Genomic DNA, 22,446 nt, shown 5'->3' with positions numbered 1-22,446 from the left:
CATGAGCGATATCCAATGGAGCGATGGTGCTCCGATCTACCGTCAGCTGAAGGAACGCGTGATCGCCATGATGCTCGACAGCATCATCAAGCCCGGCGACGCGCTGCCTTCGGTCCGACAGGTGGCCGCCGAGTACCAGCTCAACCCCATCACCGTATCGCGTGCTTACCAGGAACTGGCCGACGAAGGCCTGGTCGAGAAGCGCCGCGGGCTGGGCATGTTCATGACCGAAGAAGCGGCCACGCAGCTGCGCAGCAGCGAGCGCGACCGCTTCCTCAACGAAGAATGGCCGCTGGTCCTGGAGCGCATCCAGCGCCTGGGCCTGCATCTCGACGAATTGCTGCCCCAGGGGAAATCCTCATGAATGCCGTTGCTAGTGATGTCGTCATCTCCGCCCGAGGCCTGCGCAAGGCCTACAAGTCCACGCTCGCGCTGGACAACACCAGCTTCGCCATCGCCCCGGGCCGGATCACCGGCCTGATCGGCCCCAATGGCGCCGGCAAGACCACCCTGCTGAAGGCGCTGCTGGGCCTGACCACGGTGGAGGGCGACCTGAGCGTGCTCGGGCTGGACCCGACCGTGCAGCGCAACGCGCTGATGAACGATGTCTGCTTCATCGCCGACGTGGCGGTGCTGCCGCGCTGGATGAAGGTGCGCGAGGCGATCGATTTCGTCGCCGGGGTCCACCCGCGCTTCGACCGCGCCCGCTGCGAGCGGTTCCTGGCCGCGACCAAGCTGCAGCCGCGCCAGCGCGTGCGCGAGCTGTCCAAGGGCATGATCGTGCAGCTGCACCTGGCCCTGGTGATGGCCATCGACGCCAAGGTGCTGGTGCTGGACGAACCCACGCTGGGCCTGGACATCCTGTACCGCAAGGAGTTCTACCAGCGCCTGCTGGAAGACTACTTCGACGAGCAGAAGACGATCATCGTGACCACCCACCAGGTCGAGGAGATCGAACACATCCTCACCGACGTGATGTTCATCCGCGACGGCCGCATCGTGCTCACCGCCGACATGGAAGAGGTCGGCGAGCGTTACACCGAAGTCCTGGTATCGGCCGAGACGCTGGAGGCCGCACGTGCGCTCAAGCCGATCGACGAGCGCAGCCTGCCGTTCGGCAAGACCGTCCTGCTGTTCGACGGCGTGCCGCGCGCCCAGCTCACGCCGCTTGGCGAAATCCGCAGCCCCGGGCTGGCGGATCTGTTCGTGGCCATCATGAAGGGAACCTACGCATGAACGTCGTCCACCACCACCCCATCAGCAAGGCCAGCACCTTCAAGTGGCTGCTCAAGCGCGAGTACTGGGAAAACCGTGGCGGTTTCCTGTGGGCACCGCTGATCGCCGGCGCCATCTCGCTGGTGATGAGCCTGATCGGCATCCTGATCGGCCTCTGGGGCCTGCGCCGCGCCGCCGAGAACGGCAGCCTGCATATCGACGACACCAACATCAACGTCAACGGCCTGGACCTCAAGCTGCTGACCGAACACCTGGATGCCAAGAACATCGCCGACCTCGGCAATGCCCTGGATGCGACCCTGGTGATGAGCTCGCTGTGGCCGTTCGTGGTGCTGGCTTTCGTGGTGTTCTTCTACTGCCTGGGCGCCCTGTATGACGACCGCCGCGACCGCAGCATCCTGTTCTGGAAGTCCCTGCCGCTGTCGGACACCCAGACCGTGCTCTCCAAGGCGCTGAGCGCATTGCTGGTGGCACCGGTGATCGCGGTGGTCGCCTCGGTGCTGACCATGTTCGGTTTCCTGCTGCTCCTGACGGTGATCGTGCTGGCGCATGGCGGCAACCCGATGACCCTGATCTGGGGCCCGGCCAGCCCGCTGGCGTTCGTGGCCGGCCACGTGTCCTGGCTGCCGGTGTACCTGCTGTGGGCACTGCCGACCGTGGGCTGGCTGCTGATGTGGTCGGCGTGGGCCAAGTCCAAGCCGTTCCTGTGGGCGGTGATGCTGCCGCTGTTCGCCGGCATCATCGTCAGCACGACCAACGTGATGAAGCTGTTCGACATGACCAGCGGCTGGTTCTGGCAGCACATCGTCGGTCGCCTGCTGCTGGGCACCCTGCCGGGCAGCGACCTGTTTTACCGTGCCGACCAGCTGCAGGCGGTCATGCGCGACAGCGACAACGTGGCTACCGCGCTGTCCCCGTCCAGCCAGCTGGCGGCACTGGCCCTGCCGGAGTTGTGGATCGGCGCTGCTGCCGGTGTCGTGTTCATCATCGTCGCCATCCGCCTGCGCCGCCGCGCCGGCGAAATCTGATCCCCTCCCTCTCGAGGAACCACCCATGATCCGCACGCTCGCCTTTTCCCTGCTGATGCTCCCGCTCACCGCACTGGCTGATGAACCGCACTGCAAATTCAATGCCCCACGCGACCTGAAGCTCGACGTTGCCGGTGCCAAGGCCGTGGTGTTCGAGGTCAACCAGCACGACCTGGTGCTGCAGGCTGGACCGGGGAGCGCCCAGCTCAGCGGCCGCGCCTGTGCCTCCAACGCCGACTGGCTGCCCGAGCTGACCGTGACCCAGCAGAAGGTGGGCGACAAGCTGGTGGTGAAGCTGCTGCGCGAAAACCAGGGCCTGCGGATCAACATGAGCGGCAACAGCTACGCCTACCTCGACCTGCGCGGCACGATCCCGGACAACGTCCTGATCCAGATGAAGGTCGGTTCTGGCGACGCATCGGTGAGCGGCGCACATTCGCTGAGCGCGGACGTCGGCTCGGGCGACATCAAGCTGCGCGACATCAAGGGCCTGGTGACCGCGGCGATCGGCTCGGGCGATGTCGAGCTGGACGGCGCCGGCGCACTCAACCTGCTGTCGGTCGGCTCGGGCGATTTCGATGCCCGCAACCTGCGCGGCAACGCCGTGGTCGGCACCATCGGCTCGGGCGACCTGACCCTGGACGGGGTGGCCGGCAACGTGGAGATCAAGACGGTCGGTTCGGGCGATGTCGACCTGCGCCAGGTCAAGGGCAGCGTCCGCCTGGGCAACATCGGCTCGGGCGATTTCGAAGCGCGCGATGTCGGCGCCGGCGTCACGGTGGAACGCCACGGTTCGGGCGACGTGACCGTCCGCGATGTCGGCGGCGACCTGACGGTGGCCAACAGCGGCAGCGGCGACATCAAGCACAGCAACGTCCGTGGCCGCGTCCAGCTGCCGCGTGGCAAATAAGGAGACCACGCATGACTACCCGCCTGCTTCCCGCCCTGCTGTTGACCCTGTGCCTGCCGCTGGCCGCCTGCAGCGGGGCCGACGATGCCGGGTCCACCCCGGGCAAGTCCGTAGTGGATGCTGACGCGATCGAAAAAGGCATCCAGCACTCTGCGGACAAAACGCAGTCGAAGATGGCCGCCAAGCTGCGTGCGAAGATGGAGCACGGCAACATCGACCTCTCCGATGCCGACAACAACAAGGCCGAGATCACACCGAAGGGCGACCTGCTGATCAACGGCAAGGCTGTCGCCATCGATGCCCAGCAGCGCGCGCTGCTGCTCGACTACCGTAAACAGGTCGAGCAAATCGCCCTTGCAGGCATGGACATCGGCGTGGCGGGGGCCCACCTGGGCGCGAAGGCCGCCGGCGAGGCCTTGCGCGGCGTGTTCTCAGGCAATCCCGAAGGCATCGAGGCGAAGGTGAACGCTGAAGCCGCGAAGATCGAAGCCCGCGCCAAGGAGTTGTGCGGCCTGCTTCCGGCGATGCAGGCCAAGCAGCAGGCCCTGGCCGTCGCCCTGCCGGCGTTCAAGCCCTACGCGACGATGGACCAGAGCGACATCGACGACTGCCGCAGCTGACGCCCACGTCCCTGCGACGTTCGGTCGCAGGCGGGCCATCTGCACGGGGGGAGGACTACACTAGTCCTCCCCTTTGTCGTTCTTCGCCGACCATGAAGAAGCTGTGCCTGCTGCTGTTCGCCCTGTTCTGCCTGGCCGCCACCGGCTGCGACCAGGAGTACCGCAACCACCGCGCGGAGCGCAGCAAACCGAAGATCACCGTCAGCGACGGCATGGTCACCGTGCGCCGCGCCCCGGCCCCCAACATCATCGTGTTGCCCAACGGCCACATGAAGGTCGACGAGATCGAAATCCCGCTCGACGACGGCCAGCAGGCGATGCTGCAGACCATGTTCGGCCAGCTGCAGGTACTGCGCCAGAACACGCTGGTCGACGCCCCGCACGACCCGGACATGCGCGCGGTGAAGATCGTGGTCCCGCCGGGCATGCAGCCGATCCCGCCGGACCTGGTCACCCGCATCCCGCAGTTCAAGAATTACACCGAGACCTTCGACAACATCGTGGCCGATCGGCGGTAAGCGCCAACGTCCACGTCAAACGCAAAAGCGCTGGCCTGCAGGATTCTGCGCGCAGGGCCGGCGGGTGCGCAACGGAGATCAAGGGCAACGGCAACGCCGATTGTTTTCATGCGTCATCGAACGTGGTGGCGTTCCGTGCAGTCGTTTGGGAACCGACCCTACCCCGCCCCCCGCGAAATCAGCGCAGCCGCGTAGAGCCACGCCATGCGTGGCTGCTTCTCCCATCCGCCGGCGACCACCTGTCCGGGGCTGCCCGTCGGCCGCCCCAGCTCGGGACAATTGAGACGCTGCTGTTCGCTTCGCGCAGTCAGCGATCAGCCACCACCGCCACCGCCGGCATGGATACCGCCGGCGGTAAGTGCAGCCGGATCCAGCAACCGCCGCAGCTCGGCTTCGCTCAAACCACTGTCTTCCTTGGCCACGTCCAGCACCGGGCGCTGCTCCTTGTAGGCGCGCTTGGCAATGGCTGCCGCTTTTTCGTACCCGATGATCGGGTTCAACGCCGTCACCAGGATCGGATTGCGGCCCAGCGCCTCGCGGACCCGGTCCTCACGCACCTTGAGCCCGGCAATCGCCGTATCGGCCAGCAGGCGCGAAATGTTCGACAGCAACCCGATCCCATCCAGCAGGTTCGCCGCGATCAGCGGCAGCGTCACGTTCAACTGGAAGTTCCCGGTCTGCCCGGCCACCGTGATCGCCGTGTGGTGCCCGATCACCTGCGCGCACACCATCACCGTCGCCTCCGGAATCACCGGATTGACCTTGCCCGGCATGATTGAACTGCCCGGCTGCAAGGCCGGCAACTCGATCTCGCCAAGCCCCGCCAGCGGACCGGCATTCATCCAGCGCAGATCGTTGGCGATCTTGATCAGCGCCACCGCCAACGCATTGAGCTGGCCGGAAAGCTCCACCGCATCGTCCTGTGCCGCCAGCCCCTCGAACTTGTTCTCCGCGGTGTCGAAGCGCACTCCCGTCTGCTGTTTCAGCCGCTTTGCCACCCGCTCACCGAAACGCGGATCCGCATTGATCCCGGTCCCGATCGCCGTGCCGCCCAGTGGCAGGCGGCGCAGCCGCTTCAGGCTGTCCTCCAGCCGCTCCTGCGCCGACGCCAGCTGCGCCGACCACGCACCGAATTCCTGCTCGAACGTCAGCGGCATCGCATCCATCAGATGCGTGCGCCCGGTCTTGACTACCCTGCGCAGCGCACGGCCGCGCTTGTCGATGGTCTTGCGCAGGTGCACCAGCGCCGGCAGCAGCTGTTCCTGCACCCCCAGCAGCGCCGACACCCGCAACGCCGTCGGGATCACATCGTTCGAGCTCTGGCCCTGGTTGACGTGGTCGTTCGGGTGCACCGACGTCTTGCCCGCCTTGCCCGCACGGTTGGCCAACGTGGCGATCACCTCGTTGGCATTCATGTTCGACGACGTGCCCGAACCGGTCTGGTAGATGTCGATCGGGAAATGCGCGTCGTGGGCGCCTTCGGCGACCTCTGCGGCCGCGCTCTCGATCGCCTTGGCGATGTTTTTCGGCAGGTGGCCCAGTTCGGCGTTCACCGCAGCAGCGGCACCCTTCACCAGGCCCAGCGCGCGGATGAACCCGCGCGGCATGCGCTGCCCCGACACCGGGAAATTGTCCACCGCACGCTGCGTCTGCGCGCCCCATAGTGCGTCTGCAGGCACCTGCAGTTCGCCCATGCTGTCATGTTCGGTCCTGAAACCCTTGCTCATTGCATCACTCCGCGGTTCTTTCAGTGGGGAAAGGGAACGGCGGCTGGCAACGGGCCTTCATTCCCTGGCTGGCGGCTCCGCTCACGATACTCCCAAGCCGGTTTGAAACCCAACCGCGCACCGGTTCGGCTAGACTCGGGATTCGTGTTCATTCAGACAGTATCCCGCTTCCCATGGGCGACGACCCCCACTGTAGTGCGTGCCACGACCAACGGTCGTGGCCTACCGATGTGCATGCCGCATTTGCTATCGGCCTTTCCCGCGTCACCAGAAGCGCATGGCGCCGAGGGCGCGCATGATCGTCGGCAACCTGCTGCTCCTGCTGCTCGCCCTGTTCCTGGTGGTGCTCAACGGCTTCTTCGTCGCCGCCGAGTTCGCCCTGGTCAAACTGCGCCACACCCAGGCCGTCGGCCTGGCTTCCCGGCACGGCTGGCGCGGCCGCCTGCTGCTCAACGTGCATTCGCACCTGGATGCCTATCTTTCGGCCTGCCAGCTCGGCATCACCCTGTCCTCGCTCGGCCTGGGCTGGGTCGGTGAGCCGGCCTTCGCGCACCTGCTGCAGCCCGTGTTCGACACCCTGGGCATGGGCGCGGATGCCGCCCGCCTCACCGCCTTCATCATCGCCTTCAGCCTGATCTCGTTCCTGCACATCGTGCTGGGCGAACTCGCCCCGAAGTCGATGGCGATCCGCCGCCCGGAAGCCATGTCGCTGTGGACCGCGGCCCCGCTGTACCTGTTCTACTGGGCTATGTTCCCGGCGATCTGGCTGCTCAACCACAGCGCCAACGCGCTGCTGCGGCTGGCCGGCTGGGGCGATGTCGAGCACACCTCGCACCGCTACTCGCGCGAAGAGCTCAAGCTCATCGTCGCGCGCCAGCAGCCCGGTGCCGGCGCCCCGGACCAGGACCTGACCCTGATGAGCCACGCGCTCGAGCTGCCCGAACTGGTCGCCGGCGACCTGATGCGCCCGCGCGAGCACATGCGCGTGTTCCGCCAGGGCATGGGCCTGCCCGAGGTGATGGCCGAGTTCGCCGAAAGCCGCTACAGCCGTTACCCCTGGTTCGGCCCGGACGGCGACGAAGTGCTTGGCGTGCTGCACATGAAGGACGTGCTGGTGGAGATCGCCCGGGGCCATCCCACCGACGACCTGCGCGCCCTGCTCCGCCCGGCCAACCTGATCGCGCTGGAAACCCCGGTCACGGCCGTGCTCGAGCGCTTCCGCACCGGCACCACGCACATGGCCCTGTGCGTGGAGGAACACGGCCGCATCCTGGGTTACTTCACCCTCGAAGACCTGCTGGAAGTGGTGGTCGGCGACATCGAGGACGAACACCCGCACGTGGTCACCGACGCGCCCACCCGCAGCGCCGACGGCAGCCTGCTGGTGGCGGGCTCCACGTCCATCTTCCGCCTGGAACGCCTGCTGGGTCGCGACCTGGCCGCCCCCGAGCACCTGAACTCGGTCGGCGGGCTGATCGTGCACCAGCTGCAGCGCCTGCCCGAAGAGGGCGAACAGGTGCGGATCGACGGCCAGCTGTTCACGGTCAAGCGGATGGCCGGACACCGGATCCAGGCCGTGACCGTGCGCCGCGCCCCCGAAGAGGCCGACGAGGCGCCCGGGGCAGCGTAGAATGACGGCCCCCGCCGTCATTGCCTGCGCCCGCCATGTCCGAATTCGCCCTGCTCGCCCTGTCCCCGCTCGATGGCCGCTACGCCGGCAAGGTCGATGCGCTGCGCCCGATCTTCTCCGAATACGGCCTGATCAAGGCCCGCGTGAAGGTGGAGGTGGAGTGGCTGCTGGCGTTGTCCAACGAGCCGGGCATCGCCGAGCTGGCCCCGTTCCCGGCCGCCGCTGCGGCGCGCCTGCGCGCCCTCGCCGACGACTTCGCGCCGGCCCACGCAGCGCGGGTGAAGGAGATCGAGCGCACCACCAACCATGACGTCAAGGCGGTGGAGTACTTCATCAAGGAACAGCTGAAGGACGACGCCGAACTGGGCCCGGCGCTGGAATTCGTGCATTTCGCCTGCACCAGCGAGGACATCAACAACCTCAGCTACGGCCTGATGCTGGAGGAAGCCCGCAGCACGGTGCTGCTGCCGTCGCTGGACGGCATCGCCACCACCCTGCGCGCCCTGGCCCATGCCCAGGCCGCGCAGCCGATGCTCTCGCGCACCCACGGCCAGACCGCCTCGCCCACCACCCTGGGCAAGGAAGTGGCCAACGTGGTCGCCCGCCTCGAGCGGCAGCGCCGCCAGATCGCCGCGGTCGAGCTGACCGGCAAGATCAACGGCGCCGTCGGCAACTACAACGCCCACGCCATCGCCTACCCGGACGTGGACTGGCCGGCCTTCGCCCAGCGCTTCGTCGAAAGCCTCGGCCTGGTGTTCAACCCCTACACCACCCAGATCGAACCGCACGACAACATCGCCGAAATCGGCGACGCCGCCCGCCGCGCCAACATCATCCTGATCGACCTCGCCCGCGACATCTGGGGCTACATCTCGCTGGGCTACTTCAAGCAGAAGCTCAAGGAAGGCGAAGTCGGCTCCTCGACCATGCCGCACAAGGTCAACCCGATCGACTTCGAGAACGCCGAAGGCAACTTCGGCATCGCCAACGCCCTGTTCGAACACTTCAGCGCCAAGCTGCCGATCAGCCGCTGGCAGCGCGACCTCACCGACTCCACCGTCCTGCGCGCCCTGGGCACCGCCTTCGGCCACAGCCAGGTCGCCCTGGATTCGCTGGCCAAGGGCCTGGGCAAGCTGACCGTCAATCCCGAGCGCCTCGACGGCGACCTGGACGCGGCCTGGGAAGTGCTGGCCGAAGCGGTCCAGACCGTCATGCGTCGTCATGGCCTGCCCAACCCCTACGAACAGCTCAAGGCCCTGACCCGCGGCCAGGGCATCACCGCCGAATCGATGAAGGCGTTCGTGGAATCGCTGGACCTGCCGGTAGACGCCAAGCAGGGCCTGCGCGAGCTGACTCCGGGTGGGTATATCGGCCTGGCCGCGGATCTGGCCAAGGCGATCTGATTCGCGCGTCACAGCAGTGACCCCGGACGGGGCATCGGAATTTCCGGTGCCCCGTTTTCGTTTGGGGCCGCGTGGGCCGACCAACGGTCGGCGCTACCCTTCCGATCAATGCGCTGCGTCACCGGGCGCGGACGGGTTCACGGCGGTTGGTTGGGACCCAACCCTACCGCGGGCGTTGCCACGCGCGAATGCACGCGCCAAGCGCCCCCCGTAGAGCGACGCCCTGCGTCGCTGCCTTCCCCACCGCCCACGCGGCCATGTATGGGGGCGGCCGGCGGGTAGCCCCCGTAGGGACTGTCAAAAACATGGGTCCGGCGCATGCGCCGGACGGGTTGGGCAGGACGCCCAACCCCGGCCTTGCCGTGTACGCAGGATTGCGTACACGCGCAAGTTTTTGACAAGCCCCCATGGATGGGTTCACGGCGTGTCCCGGAGGGGGCTGCCCGGCGGACGCCCCTGCTCGTAGCACCGAGGCGCCGGCTTTTGGCTTTTGGCTTTTGGCTTCTGGCGAACATGGATGCGTTCCGAGGGCCGGCCAACGGCCGGCGCTACCGGATCGCGGGCGCAGGTGCAGATCCTGCCCAACCAGCGGACAATGGCGGGATGAGCGCGCGCTTCGTCCCGCTGCGCCAACCGTATTCCGTCTACACGTTGCAAGGATTCCCCCATGGCCGTCCGCAAGACCAAAACCCCCGTCATCGAAGTCCAGGCCCGTCCCGGCCTGCCGCTGGGCATGCCCGCCGCCACCTTCCTGCGCGACTACTGGCAGAAGCGTCCGCTGCTCATCCGCGGCGCCTTCCCGGATTTCCAGACCCCGCTGCAGCCCGAAGACCTGGCCGGCCTGGCCTGCGAGGAAACCGCCCTCGCCCGCCTGATCACCCATGACCGCGCCACCGACGGCTGGAGCGTGCGCAGCGGCCCGTTCCAGGAAGAGGAATTCCCCGGCATGCCCGACCACGACTGGACCCTGCTGGTCCAGGATGTCGACAAGTGGGACCCCGACGTGCGCGCCCTGATCGCCCACTTCAACTTCCTGCCGCGCTGGCGCATGGACGACGTCATGATCAGCTTCGCCGCCACCGGCGGCTCCGTCGGCGCCCACGTCGACCAGTACGACGTCTTCCTGCTGCAGGCCCATGGCCACCGCCGCTGGCAGATCGACGCCAGCGAATCCACCAAGGGCAAGCGCCCCCCGCTCGACTTCCGCGACGACGTCGAACTGAAGCTGCTGCGCCGCTTCAAGCCCACCCACGACTGGGTGCTCGAACCCGGCGACATGCTCTACCTGCCGCCCAACGTCCCCCACAACGGCGTCGCCGAAGACCCCTGCCTGACCTTCTCCTTCGGCATGCGCGCCCCCGCCTCCGCCGAACTGATCAGCGACTACCTCGACACCCTGATCATGGATGCCGACGAGTCCATCCGTTACCAGGACCCCGACCTCACCGTCCCCGAAGATCCCAACGAAATCGACGTCGTCGCCATGAACCGCGTCGTCCAGGCCCTCAACGCCATCCGCATGAACGACCCCGACCGCCTCGGCGACTGGTTCGGCCGCTTCATCACCACCTACCGCGCCGCCGGTGACGTCGTCGCCTCCGGCGATCCCGTCCCGCGCGAGGACATCGAAGCCGCCCTCGCCGAAGGCGTCACCCTCGGCCGCCACCCCTGGGCCCGCCTGGCCTGGCGCCGCGCCAGCCGTGGTGCCAGCCTGTACTGCAGCGGCCTCGAGTTCGCCCTCCCGGTGAAGGACGCCCAGGCCCTGGCCGCCGCCGAACTGATCGACGCCCCCCTGTACCGCAAGCTCTCCGCCAAGGGCCGCGACGCCCTGCACGCACTGATCGCCGGCGGCTACTACCAGCTGATCGACGACCACGCGTTCGACGACGAAGACGAGTACGAAGAGGATGCGGTGGGCGAGTACGAAATCATCGACGCCACCGAAACCGTCGAGGTCCTCGAGGATGAAGACGTCGAAGCCAATGTGCACGAAGTGACCATCCACGACGATGGCGTCGAAGTGATCGTCGATTTCGACGACACCGACGACAGCGACGACGACCAGGCCGTCGGCACCCCCGACGGCGGCGCCGGCTCCTGACATGAGCGGGCCCGGCAGCGCCGACCCGCACCTGCGCCGCCTGCCGGGCGGCGCGGTCGCCATCGACAACGCCGATGAGGCGGTGGCCATCACCACCGCCGTGGTCGACCGCGCCCGCCGCCAGCTGTGGCTGCACAGCCGCGTGCTCGACCCCGGCCTGCTGGATGCACCGCCGGTGCTGGAGGCCCTTCGCCGCTTCGCCACCGCCCGCCACGACAAGCAGGTCCGGCTGATCGTCCATGACGCGGCCGCCATCGCCCAGGCCGGCTCGCCCCTGCTGGGCCTGGTCCAGCGCCTGCCCACCGTGTTCCGGGTGCGCCAGGTGACCGACCCGATCGACCGCGCCCTTGCCTCGGCCTGCCTGCTCAACGATGCCGGCGACTACTACTTTCGTCTGAGTGGGCTCCGTTACGACGGTGAAGCCGGGCTCGCCATGCCCGCACGTTCGCGGCCGTTGCAGGACGGTTTGCAGCGCGTATGGGAACGTTCGCGCGATTGCAGCGAGCTGCGCGCGCTCGGCTTCTAGTCCCGTTCCGGGTCCTGAACCTGTCTGGGAATGACACCACGGCCCCGCCACAGGCCCTTCCGGTGCCCCTTCGTGTCCCGATGGGGGTACAATTTGGACCGTTAGATACCGCCCGTGCAGGGCTATTCATCTTCCCTGCCGGATCATCGAAGCCCTACCCCACAAGCGAATCCGACCCTCCATCGTGGACAATCTACTGAAGCAGTTTGCGCAGTCTTCGCAGCTCGCCGGCGGCAACGCCTCCTATATCGAGGATCTGTACGAGCAGTACCTCGTTTCTCCGGACAGTGTCGATCCCAAATGGAAGACCTACTTCGACGGCTTCAAGGGCCGCGAAGCCGGTGACATTCCGCACTCGGCCGTCATTGCCCACATCGCCGACGCCGCCAGAAACGCGGTCAAGGGCGGCGGCAACTCCGGTGCCAGCGACGAGCGCGAGCGCAATGTCGGTCGTCTGATCACCGCGTACCGGTCGCGTGGCCACCTCGATGCCCGCCTCGACCCGCTGGGCCTGGCCCCGGGCGTGAACTCGCCGGACCTGGGCCTGCCGTTCCACAGCCTGACCGAAGGCGACCTCAACGCCGAGTTCAGCACCGGCGGTGTCGGTGGCCAGCCGCGCATGAAGCTGCGCGACCTGCTGGACCGCCTGAAGAAGACCTACACCGGCTCGATCGGTGCGGAATTCATGCACATCTCCGAGGTCGAGCAGCGCCAGTGGATCTACCAGCGCCTGGAACTGGCCGGCGGCAACTACAGCCTCGACGCTGACACCCAGCGCCGCACGCTGGAGCGCCTGACCGCCGCCGAAGGCCTGGAACGCTACCTGCACACCAAGTACGTCGGCCAGAAGCGCTTCTCGCTGGAAGGCGGCGATTCGCTGATCCCGATGATGGACACCATCATCCGTGACGCCGGCAAGGATGGCGTCAAGGACGTGGTGATCGGCATGGCCCACCGCGGCCGCCTCAACGTGCTGGTCAACACGCTCGGCAAGAACCCGCGCAAGCTGTTCGACGAGTTCGAAGGCAAGTTCGAGCACGACGAGCACGCCTCCGCCGGCGACGTGAAGTACCACATGGGCTTCTCCGCCGACGTGGCCACCGACGGTGGCCCGGTCCACCTGGCCCTGGCGTTCAACCCGTCGCACCTGGAAATCGCCGACCCGGTCGTGGCCGGTTCCGTGCGTTCGCGCCAGGAGCGCCGCAAGGACAGCGCCCGCAAGCAGGTGATGCCGATCCTGATCCACGGCGACGCGGCCTTCTCCGGCCAGGGCGTGGTCATGGAACTGTTCCAGATGTCGCAGGCCCGCGGCTTCGCCGTCGGCGGCACCGTGCACATCGTGGTCAACAACCAGGTCGGTTTCACCACCTCCAATCCGCAGGACACCCGCTCGACCCGTTACGCCACCGACGTGGCGAAGATGATCGCCGCGCCGGTGCTGCACGTGAACGGCGACGATCCCGAAGCCGTCGTGTTCGCGGCGAAGCTGGCCTTCGAATTCCGCCAGAAGTTCGCCAAGGACGTGGTCATCGACCTGATGTGCTACCGCCGCTGGGGCCATAACGAGGCCGACGAGCCGGCGATCACCCAGCCGCTGATGTACCAGGTGATCCGCAAGCACCAGACCACCCGCGAGCTGTACGCCGCGCAGCTGGAACAGGCCGGCGTGATCGCCGCCGGTGCCGGCAAGGCGATGGTCGATGCCTATCGCGAAAAGCTGGACGCCGGTGAAGTCACCACCGAACTGGCCCAGGTCGAAAAGACGCCGCCGAGCAGCGCGCTGTTCGTGGATTGGCCCAAGCTGCTGGAAGGCAAGCTGTCCGACCCGGTGTCCACCAAGGTCGACCCGGGCAAGCTGAAGGCGCTGGCCGAGCTGATCAACACCGTGCCGGCCGAAGTGGAACTGCACTCGCGCGTGGCCAAGGTGTATGACGACCGCCGCAAGATGGCCGCCGGCGAAATCCCGGGCGACTGGGGCTTTGCCGAGAACCTGGCCTACGCCACCCTGCTCGACGAAGGCCACGCGCTGCGCCTGGTCGGCCAGGACGTGGGTCGCGGTACGTTCACCCACCGCCACGCCATCCTGCACGACCAGAAGACCGACAACTACTACCTGCCGCTGCGGCAGCTGGTGGATTCGCCGGAGAAGGCCACCATCGTCGATTCGCTGCTCAGCGAAGAGGCCGTCATGGCCTTCGAATACGGCTTCTCCACCACCGATCCCAACACCCTGTGCATCTGGGAAGGCCAGTTCGGCGACTTCGCCAACGGCGCCCAGGTGGTGATCGACCAGTTCATCGCCGCCGGTGAAGCCAAGTGGGGCCGTATCAGTGGCCTGACCCTGCTGCTGCCGCACGGTTACGAAGGGCAAGGCCCGGAACACAGCTCGGCGCGCCTGGAGCGCTTCCTGCAGCTGTGCGCGCTGGAGAACATGCTGGTGGTGGTGCCGTCCACCCCGGCACAGGCCTTCCACATGCTGCGTCGCCAGCTGCACCTCACCACCCGCAAGCCGCTGGTGGTGATGTCGCCCAAGTCGCTGCTGCGCCACAAGCTGGCCGTGTCGAGCCTGGACGAGCTGGCCAATGGCGAGTTCCAGCACCTGATCGGCGACGCCAACGCGGACGCGAAGAAGGTCAAGCGCGTGGTGCTGTGCTCGGGCAAGGTCTACTACGACCTGCTCGAAGACCAGACCAAGCGCGGCCAGGACGACGTGGCCATCATCCGCGTGGAACAGCTGTACCCGTTCCCGCGCGCGCTGCTGGCGGCCGAACTGAAGAAGTATGGCAAGGCCACCGACGTGGTGTGGACGCAGGAAGAACCGCAGAACCAGGGTGCGTGGTACCAGATCCGCCACCACCTGCAGTTCTGCCTGGCCGATGGCCAGAGCCTGCACTACGCCGGTCGCGCCCGTTCGGCCTCCCCGGCTGCCGGTCACATGGCCGACCACATCATCGAACAGCAGAAGCTGGTCGCCGATGCCCTGGTCAACCCGTTCAACGACGCGGTCGCTGAATAACTTTCCCCCATTCTAGAAAAGACAAACTCAGGAAGCTCCCGCATGGCCACCGAAGTCAAAGCCCCGGTACTGCCCGAATCCGTCGCCGACGGCACCATCGCCACCTGGCACAAGAAGGTTGGCGACGCCGTCAAGCGCGACGAAAACCTGCTTGACCTGGAAACCGACAAGGTCGTCCTGGAAGTGCCGTCGCCGGTCGATGGCGTGCTGAAGGAAATCAAGTTCGAGGTGGGCGCCACCGTGACCTCGAGCCAGGTCGTGGCGGTGATCGAGGAAGGCGCCGTGGCCGCTGCCCCGGCCCCGGCCGCTGAAGAGAAGAAGGCAGAGGCCGCGCCGGCCGCTGCCGCTCCGGCTGCGGCGGCTGCCCCGGCCCCGGCATCGAAGTCGGCTGCCGATACCCTGCCCCCGGGCGCGCGCTTCACCGCGATCACCGAAAACGTGAACCCGGCCGATGTCGACGGCACCGGCCGTCGCGGCGCGGTGACCAAGGAAGACATCGTCAACTTCGCCCGCAACGGCGGCGCCGGCAAGGCCGGTGGCGCCCGTCCGGAAGAACGCGTGCCGATGACCCGCATCCGCAAGCGCATCGCCGAACGCCTGATGGAGTCGAAGAACTCCACCGCCATGCTGACCACCTTCAACGAAGTCGACCTGTCCAAGGTCTCGGCGGCGCGCAAGGACCTGCAGGACGAGTTCGTCAAGGCGCACGGCATCAAGCTGGGCTTCATGAGCTTCTTCGTGAAGGCCGCCGCCAACGCGCTGCAGCGCTTCCCGCTGGTCAACGCCTCGATCGACGGCGACGACATCATCTACCACGGCTACTCGGACATCTCGATCGCGGTTTCGACCGAGAAGGGCCTGGTCACGCCGGTGCTGCGCAACGTCGAGCGCATGTCGTTCGCCGACATCGAAAAGACCATCGCCGACTACGCCAAGAAGGCCCGTGACGGCAAGCTGAGCCTGGAAGAACTGCAGGGCGGCACCTTCACCGTGACCAACGGCGGCACCTTCGGTTCGCTGCTGTCCACCCCGATCATCAACCCGCCGCAGAGCGCCATCCTGGGCATGCACGCGATCAAGGAACGTCCGATCGCGCAGAACGGCCAGGTCGTGATCGCGCCGATGATGTACCTGGCGCTGTCCTACGACCACCGCATCATCGATGGCAAGGATTCGGTGCAGTTCCTGGTGGACATCAAGAACCAGCTGGAAAACCCGGGCCGCATGCTGTTCGGCCTGTAAGACCTCCCGCCCCTCCGCGCCTGCGCGGAGGGGTTCTGGTAAAGCATCAAGGAATTTTCAATGGCTGAACAATTCGACGTTGTCGTCATCGGTGCCGGTCCGGCCGGCTATCACGCCGCCATCCGCGCCGCGCAGCTGGGTCTGAAGACCGCCTGCATCGACGCTGCACTGGGCAAGGATGGCAAGCCGGCGCTGGGCGGCACCTGCCTGCGCGTGGGCTGCATCCCGTCCAAGGCGCTGCTGGACTCCTCGCGCCAGTTCTGGAACATGGGCCACATCTTTGGCGACCATGGCATCAGCTTCAAGGATGCCAAGATGGACGTCGAAGCGATGGTTGGCCGCAAGGACAAGATTGTCAAACAGTTCACCGGCGGCATCGCCATGCTGTTCAAGGCCAACAAGGTCACCGCCTATTACGGCTTCGGTGAACTGCAGCCGGGCAACGTGGTCAAGGTCACCCAGCACGACGGTGAAGTGGTCGAGCTGAAGGGCACCAACGTGATCATCGCTGCCGGTTCGGATTCGATCGAACTGCCGTTCGCGAAGTTCGACGGCGAGACCATCGTCGACAACGTCGGCGGCCTGGACTTCACCGAAGTCCCGGCGCGCCTGGCCGTGATCGGCGCCGGCGTGATCGGCCTGGAACTGGGCAGCGTGTGGAAGCGTCTCGGCGCCGAAGTGACCATCCTCGAAGCGCTGCCGACCTTCCTGGCTGCCGCCGATGCCGAAGTGGGCAAGGTCGCCGCCAAGGAATTCAAGAAGCAGGGCCTGGACATCCGCCTGGGTGCCAAGGTTTCCAAGGCGGAAGTGACCGGCAAGGGCAAGAAGAAGGAAGTCGCCCTGACCTACACCGACGCCGAAGGCGAAAAGAGCCTGGTGGTGGACAAGCTGCTGGTGGCCGTGGGCCGTCGCGCCGCGACCAAGGGTCTGCTTGCCGAAGGTACCGGCGTGAAGGTCAACGAGCGTGGCCAGATCGAAGTGGACGAGCACTGCCACACCGGCGTCAATGGCGTGTGGGCGGTCGGCGACTGCGTGCGCGGCCCGATGCTGGCGCACAAGGGCTTCGAGGAAGGCATCGCGGTGGCCGAGCTGATCGCGGGCCTGCCGGGCCACGTCAACATGGACACCATTCCGTGGGTCATCTACACCGAGCCGGAGCTGGCCTGGGTCGGCAAGACCGAAGAACAGCTGAAGGCCGAGGGCATTCCGTACAAGGCCGGCAGCTTCCCGTTCGCCGCCAACGGCCGCGCCGTGGCGATGATCGAACCGGCCGGTTTCGTGAAGGTGCTGGCGCATGCTGAAACCGATCGCATCCTGGGCATGCACCTGGTCGGCGCGAACGTGTCCGAACTGGTCCACGAAGGCGTGCTGACCATGGAGTTCAGCGGTTCGGCCGACGACCTGGCCCGCATCTGCCACGCGCACCCGTCGCTGTCGGAAGTGGTCCACGACGCCGCCATGGCCGTGAGCAAGCGCGCGATCCACAAGGCCAACTGACCGGCCCTGTGGTGATGCAACGAAAAACCCCGCCTCGGCGGGGTTTTTCGTGGTGCTGAAACGTGGCTTTCGCTGCACCTGTCGTACCTTCGCGACGCACGACATCGGTAGGGTCGGTTCCCAAACGACCGCCACTACGGATGCAAGGTTCGGTTACGCATGACCTCTGGGGAAGGCGCCTCTCCGGCAGAGGGTCATGCGTCCCAGTGCCGATCACTGGCAGTCGTTTGGGAACCGACCCTACCACGCCAATCACGCTGCGACGCGGTGGCCACCCAGCAGGCGTGCCGGCAGCATGAACAATGCAGCCAGGAACGCGAACAGCGCCGAGAAGGTGACGCCGACCAGCCGGAACGGCAGGCTCAGCAGCCACACGAACGGCCAGGCCAGCAGGGCCAGGATCGCCAACGGCCAGCACAGCACGAACAGCAGGCACCACACGCCGAGCGCGAGCAGGGTCTTCATGACGGTCTCCAGGGCGGCACCTTGCCGCGGCAGGACCACGTTGCCGCCCTGCCCACCCGGGTTCAACCGGTTTGCGACGAAACCCCGGATCCGCCGACGAAACGCGTACCGACCAACGGTCGGTACCTACCGGGTCCGTGGGGCATGGGTCCCGTCGGGCACCACCCTGGTAGCGCACGACCGTTGGTCGTGCGCCGGCGCATCATTCGAACGACCCCACCGAATCGTGCGAGAGGTTGTCGAAACGCGTGTATTCACCGAAGAACTTGAGCTTGCACGAGCCGGTCGGGCCGCCTCGGTGCTTGCCGATGATGATCTCGGCCAGCCCCTTGTCCGGGGAATTTTCCTTGTTGTAGTAATCGTCGCGGTAGATGAACACGATCATGTCCGCGTCCTGCTCGATTGCGCCGGATTCGCGAAGGTCGGCCATCACCGGGCGCTTGTCGGTACGCGTTTCCAGCGAGCGGTTGAGCTGCGACAGCGCGATCACCGGCACGTTCAGTTCCTTGGCCAGCCCCTTGAGCGAACGCGAGATCTCCGAGATTTCGGTTGCGCGGTTCTCGCTGTTGCCCGGCACGCTCATCAGCTGCAGGTAGTCGATCACGATCAGGCCCAGGTCGTGCTCGCGCTTGAGCCGGCGGCACTTGGAACGCAGGATCTCCGGCGACACGCCCGGCGTGTCGTCGATGAAGATCTTGGTCTCCTTCAACATGCGGATCGCGCCGGTGACCCGGCTCCAGTCCTCGTCTTCAAGCTGGCCGGTACGCAGGCGCTGGGCGTTGATGCGGCCGTTGGACGAAATCAGGCGCATTGCCAGCTGCGAGGCCGACATTTCCATCGAGAACACCGCCACGCCCTTCTTGGACTTGATCGCAGCGTATTCGGCGATGTTGAGCGCGAAGGTGGTCTTGCCCATGGCCGGACGCGCGGCCAGGATGATCAGGTCGGTCGGCTGCAGGCCGGAGGTCATCGCATCGAAATCGGCGTAGCCGGTCGGCAGGCCGGTGATGTTGCCACCGTTCTCGAAGCGGCTGCGCAACTCTTCGAACGCGTCCTTCAACGCACCCGGCATCGCCACGAAATCGGTACGCCCGCGCGCGCCCTGTTCGGCGATGGCGAACACCGACTTTTCCGCTGCCGACAGCAGCTCGCTGCTCTCGCGGCCCTCTGGCTGGAAACCATCGTTGACGATGTCGGTGCCGACCTGGATCAGCTGGCGCAGCACCGCCTTGTCGCGCACGATCTCGGCGTAGGCGGCGATGTTGGCCGCCGATGGCGTGGTGCTGGCCAGTTCGATCAGGTAGGCACCATCGCCGACCAGCTCCATCTTGCCCTGCGATTCGAACCACTCGCCCAGGGTCACCGCGTCGAACGGGCGGTCGCGCTCGGACAGCTCGCGGATCGCGCGGTAGATGGTCTGGTGGTCGCGGCGGTAGAAGTCGGTTTCGGTGAGCTGGTCGTTGACCCGGTCGTAGCTTTCCGGGGCCAGCATCAACCCGCCCAGCACCGCCTGCTCGGCCTCGATCGAGTGCGGCGGCACGCGCAGCGCGTCGATGCGCATCTCGTCGCGATCGAAGCGGTCACCGCGATCTTTGCGGTCGGAACGGAAGCCGGAACGGGCAGACATGAGCGGGATGTTTCCTGCAGAGTGGAGCGTGGGACATGGTAGGCACGGGGCGGCTGCCACAGCCATGCACAACCCTGTGGATAAGCGGTGGATAGTCGTGCGCACCGGGCGGGGCGGCACGACCAACGGTCGTGCGCTACCGGTTGCAGTGCCGCGCGACCCAGCTGGAGGCCAACCGTGTCGGGTAGCGCACGACCGTTGGTCGTGCGCCGCGCCGCCATTATCGCAGAAGCGTCTGGCTCATTGCTGACCGCCATGGGTGGCGATCCAGGCCAGGAATTTGTCCACGAAGCCCTGCAGGAAATCGCGGGTGCCCTCGTTGCTGATCCCGCCCTGCGCGTCGATGAGCCCTTCCTTGAAGTGGACGAACGCCTCGGGCTGGCCCAGTACCGGCATGTCCAGGTAGGCCAGGATGTTGCGCAGGTGCTGCTGGGCCAGTGCGGTGCCGATGGCGCCGATGGAGGCGCCGATGACCGCGGCGGGCTTGCCGGCGAAGGCACTGTGCCCATAGGGCCGCGAGCCGATGTCGATGGCGTTCTTGAGCACGCCGGGCACCGAGCGGTTGTATTCAGGCGTGACGAACAGCACGGCATCGGCCTTTTTGATCTGGTCCTTCAGGCGCAGCCCTTCAGCCGGGTAGTCCCTGTCGAAGTCCTGGTTGTACAGCGGCAGGTCGCCGATCTGGACGTAGTCGAAGGTCGCCTTGCCGGCGGCCAGCTTTTCCAGCGCATGGGCCAGGGCCTGGTTGTGCGAACCGCTGCGCAGGCTGCCGACGAGCACGGCGATGGTGGGGGTGGCCATGGGGTGTCTCCGGTGAAGGTACGCCCAGCCTAGGTGACACCGCCGTTGTGCACGGTGAAGGCGGGTTGCGCAGCCACGCAGGGCGTGGCTCTACGGTGCGGCCGGGAGATCGGGGTGTAGAGCCACGCCATGCGTGTCCGGCGCGGTGCCGGTCACGCGCGCGGAACCGCCGCCCGCACCTGCTTCCAATGCGCCTGCCAGGCCTGGAACATCAACACGTTCCACAGGTGGGTATGCCACTTGCGCTCTCCCTGCTGGAACTGCTTCCACAGCGGTGCCACCGCATCGACGTGGAAAATGCCTTCCTCGGCCAGCCGTGCCGGGTCCAGCAGTCCGTCCGCCCAGCCGCGCAGGTCGCCCTTCAGCCACGCGCTGACCGGCGCACCGAAGCCGCGCTTGGGCCGGTGCACCATGTCCTGCGGCACGTAGCGGCCCAGCACGCGCTTGAGCAGGTATTTGCTGACCCCGTCGCGCTGCTTCATCGACAGCGGCAGCGACCAGGCGAATTCCGCCACGCGCCAGTCCAGCAGCGGCGCACGCGCTTCCAGGCTGACCGCCATGCTGGTGCGGTCGACCTTGCACAGCAGGTCGTCGGGCAGGTACGTGCTGAAGTCGGCCAGCATCATCGCGTCGGCCGGCGAACCGGCGCCATGCAGCGGGTCGGCCAGGTCGTAGAAACTGCCGGCGCCGCGGGCGCCGATCACCGCCGACACCGGGTCGCGCCAGCGCGAGATGCGGTTGCGGTACACATCGCCGATGCCACGCGCGCCGGTTTCAGCCAGCAATGCGGCCAACCCGCCGGTACGCGAGGCCTCGCCCTGGGTGTGCGCATGGGCGGCCATCCAGCGCCGCAGCGGCGCCGGCACCCGGCCCAGCAGGGTCCAGTTGCGCAGCGCACGCTGGTAGCGGCTGTAGCCGAAGAACAGCTCATCGCCGCCGTCGCCCGACAGCGCCACGGTCACCGCGCTGCGCGCCAGCCGCGCCACCAGCGCGGTCGGCACCTGCGAGGCGTCGGCGAACGGTTCGTCGAACATCGCCGGCAGCGCGGGGACCACCGCCAGCGCGTCGGCACCGCTGACATACAGCTCGGTGTGGTCCGTACCCAGGTGCCCGGCCAGCGCCTTGGCCAGCGGCGCCTCGTCGTGGTCGGAGCCCTCGAAGCCGATGCTGAAACTGTGGATCGGGGTCGACGACTGCGCCTGCATCAGCGACGCCACCACCGACGAATCGGTGCCGCCGGAAAGGAACACGCCCACCGGGACGTCGGCCACCATGCGCAGCCCGACCGCGTCGCGCAGCAGGCCGTCCAGCTGGGTTTCGGCGTCCTCGTCGCTGCCCTGGAACGGCGCGGCAAGCGCCTGCTGCATGCGCTCGCGCGCATTCCAGAACGGCAACTGCTGCTGGTCCGGCCGGTGTGCGGCGGCACCGGCGGCGACCGCTGCCGCGTCCAGGCGCAGCACCCGCCCCGGCATCAGCTTGAAGCAGCGCTCGTGGATGCAGTGCGGCGCCGGAATGTAATCCAGCCGCAGCAGCAGGGTCAGCGCGTCGCGATCGATCCCGTTGTCGAATGCCGGGTGCTGCCACAGCGCCTTCAGTTCCGAGCCGAAAACCAGCGTGTCGCCGGCCCAGCCGTAGTACAGCGGCTTCTTGCCGACCCGATCGCGGGCCAGCCACAGGCACTGCTCGGCGCGGTCCCACAGGGCGATGGCGAACATGCCGTTGGCGCGCTGCAGGGTCTCGTCCAGGCCCCAGGCCACGAACGCGGCCAGCAGCACCTCGGTATCGGAATGGCCGCGGAAGCCGTGGCCCAGGCCTTCCAGCTCTCGCCGCAGCGTGGCGAAGTTGTACACCTCGCCGTTGTAGGCCAGGACGTAACGGCCATCGTCGGAGGCCATCGGCTGGTGGCCGAGCGGCGACAGGTCGAGGATGCTCAAGCGGCGGTGCGCCAGCGCGATGCCACCTGCGGCATCGGCCCACACCCCGCTGTCATCCGGCCCACGGTGCAGCAGGGCATCGCCCATGCGGCGTGCCTGCTGTTCCAACGCGGCCTGCTCCCGTCCCGGGGCGGCCAGCAACATTCCTGCCAGTCCACACATGCG

18 protein-coding genes are annotated in these 22,446 nt (G+C 67.0%); 13 read left to right on the top strand and 5 right to left on the bottom strand.

The features are described from left to right. Position 1 precedes the first annotated feature (1 nt). From FSZ13_RS12950 to FSZ13_RS12925, 6 genes are all read left to right on the top strand, one after another. Positions 2-364, top strand: coding sequence for a GntR family transcriptional regulator (locus FSZ13_RS12950; RefSeq protein ID WP_070209529.1), 363 nt, complete (start codon positions 2-4; stop codon positions 362-364). Beyond that, complete coding sequence (locus tag FSZ13_RS12945) at positions 361-1,236, top strand: ABC transporter ATP-binding protein (protein ID WP_145480286.1); 876 nt, start codon at positions 361-363, stop codon at positions 1,234-1,236. The genes FSZ13_RS12950 and FSZ13_RS12945 overlap by 4 nt, the downstream gene beginning before the upstream one ends. Continuing rightward, the gene (locus FSZ13_RS12940) at positions 1,233-2,264 is read left to right on the top strand and encodes an ABC-2 transporter permease (RefSeq protein ID WP_145480284.1); all 1,032 of its coding nucleotides are present in this window, start codon (positions 1,233-1,235) and stop codon (positions 2,262-2,264) included. The genes FSZ13_RS12945 and FSZ13_RS12940 overlap by 4 nt, the downstream gene beginning before the upstream one ends. 25 nt (positions 2,265-2,289) lie before the next feature. After that, positions 2,290-3,174: a DUF4097 family beta strand repeat-containing protein gene (locus tag FSZ13_RS12935; protein ID WP_145480282.1), complete on the top strand. Its 885-nt coding sequence runs from the start codon at positions 2,290-2,292 to the stop codon at positions 3,172-3,174. Positions 3,175-3,185: 11 nt separating this feature from the next. Then, positions 3,186-3,794, top strand: coding sequence for a DUF2884 family protein (locus FSZ13_RS12930; protein WP_145480280.1), 609 nt, complete (start codon positions 3,186-3,188; stop codon positions 3,792-3,794). Positions 3,795-3,886: 92 nt separating this feature from the next. After that, complete coding sequence (locus FSZ13_RS12925) at positions 3,887-4,312, top strand: hypothetical protein (protein ID WP_145480279.1); 426 nt, start codon at positions 3,887-3,889, stop codon at positions 4,310-4,312. Positions 4,313-4,626: 314 nt separating this feature from the next. Here FSZ13_RS12925 and FSZ13_RS12920 read toward each other — a convergent pair whose 3' ends face one another. Further along, positions 4,627-6,039, bottom strand: coding sequence for a class II fumarate hydratase (locus FSZ13_RS12920; protein ID WP_145480277.1), 1,413 nt, complete (start codon positions 6,037-6,039; stop codon positions 4,627-4,629). A gap of 295 nt (positions 6,040-6,334) precedes the next feature. Between FSZ13_RS12920 and FSZ13_RS12915 the strand changes: the two genes are divergently transcribed. From FSZ13_RS12915 to lpdA, 7 genes are all read left to right on the top strand, one after another. Further along, entirely contained in the window at positions 6,335-7,669 is a 1,335-nt protein-coding gene (locus FSZ13_RS12915; RefSeq protein WP_260844174.1) for a hemolysin family protein, read from the top strand. Between the two features lie 35 nt (positions 7,670-7,704). Further along, a complete protein-coding gene (gene purB, locus FSZ13_RS12910) occupies positions 7,705-9,072 on the top strand; it encodes an adenylosuccinate lyase (protein WP_145480274.1) in 1,368 nt (455 codons plus the stop codon). Positions 9,073-9,739: 667 nt separating this feature from the next. Beyond that, entirely contained in the window at positions 9,740-11,173 is a 1,434-nt protein-coding gene (locus tag FSZ13_RS12905; RefSeq protein WP_145480272.1) for a cupin domain-containing protein, read from the top strand. 1 nt (position 11,174) lies between these two features. Further along, on the top strand, positions 11,175-11,699 hold the full coding sequence (locus tag FSZ13_RS12900) for a hypothetical protein (protein ID WP_260844173.1): 525 nt from the start codon (positions 11,175-11,177) through the stop codon (positions 11,697-11,699). A gap of 184 nt (positions 11,700-11,883) precedes the next feature. Next, entirely contained in the window at positions 11,884-14,715 is a 2,832-nt protein-coding gene (locus FSZ13_RS12895; protein WP_145480270.1) for a 2-oxoglutarate dehydrogenase E1 component, read from the top strand. Positions 14,716-14,757: 42 nt separating this feature from the next. Further along, a complete protein-coding gene (gene sucB, locus FSZ13_RS12890; protein ID WP_145480268.1) occupies positions 14,758-15,957 on the top strand; it encodes a dihydrolipoyllysine-residue succinyltransferase in 1,200 nt (399 codons plus the stop codon). Between the two features lie 60 nt (positions 15,958-16,017). Then, complete coding sequence (gene lpdA, locus FSZ13_RS12885; RefSeq protein WP_145480266.1) at positions 16,018-17,454, top strand: dihydrolipoyl dehydrogenase; 1,437 nt, start codon at positions 16,018-16,020, stop codon at positions 17,452-17,454. A 252-nt stretch (positions 17,455-17,706) separates the two neighbouring features. Here the strand turns inward: lpdA and FSZ13_RS12880 are convergent, their stop codons facing one another. The 4 genes from FSZ13_RS12880 to asnB all read right to left on the bottom strand — a co-directional run bounded on the left by FSZ13_RS12880 (position 17,707) and on the right by asnB (position 22,443). Further along, positions 17,707-17,919, bottom strand: a complete 213-nt coding sequence (locus FSZ13_RS12880) for a hypothetical protein (RefSeq protein ID WP_145480264.1) — start codon at positions 17,917-17,919, stop codon at positions 17,707-17,709. Between the two features lie 202 nt (positions 17,920-18,121). Beyond that, a complete protein-coding gene (locus FSZ13_RS12875; protein ID WP_145480262.1) occupies positions 18,122-19,546 on the bottom strand; it encodes a replicative DNA helicase in 1,425 nt (474 codons plus the stop codon). A gap of 240 nt (positions 19,547-19,786) precedes the next feature. Beyond that, positions 19,787-20,347, bottom strand: a complete 561-nt coding sequence (locus FSZ13_RS12870; protein ID WP_145480260.1) for an NADPH-dependent FMN reductase — start codon at positions 20,345-20,347, stop codon at positions 19,787-19,789. A 152-nt stretch (positions 20,348-20,499) separates the two neighbouring features. After that, positions 20,500-22,443 carry an asparagine synthase (glutamine-hydrolyzing) gene (asnB, locus tag FSZ13_RS12865; RefSeq protein WP_145480258.1) on the bottom strand — a complete coding sequence of 648 codons (1,944 nt, stop codon included), beginning with the start codon at positions 22,441-22,443 and terminating at the stop codon, positions 20,500-20,502. Positions 22,444-22,446: the final 3 nt, after the last annotated feature.

It is taken from the genome of Stenotrophomonas rhizophila (genome assembly GCF_007667275.1).
Taxonomy (GTDB): domain Bacteria; phylum Pseudomonadota; class Gammaproteobacteria; order Xanthomonadales; family Xanthomonadaceae; genus Stenotrophomonas; species Stenotrophomonas maltophilia_AE.
This window is presented reverse-complemented; position numbering and strand designations above follow the sequence as displayed.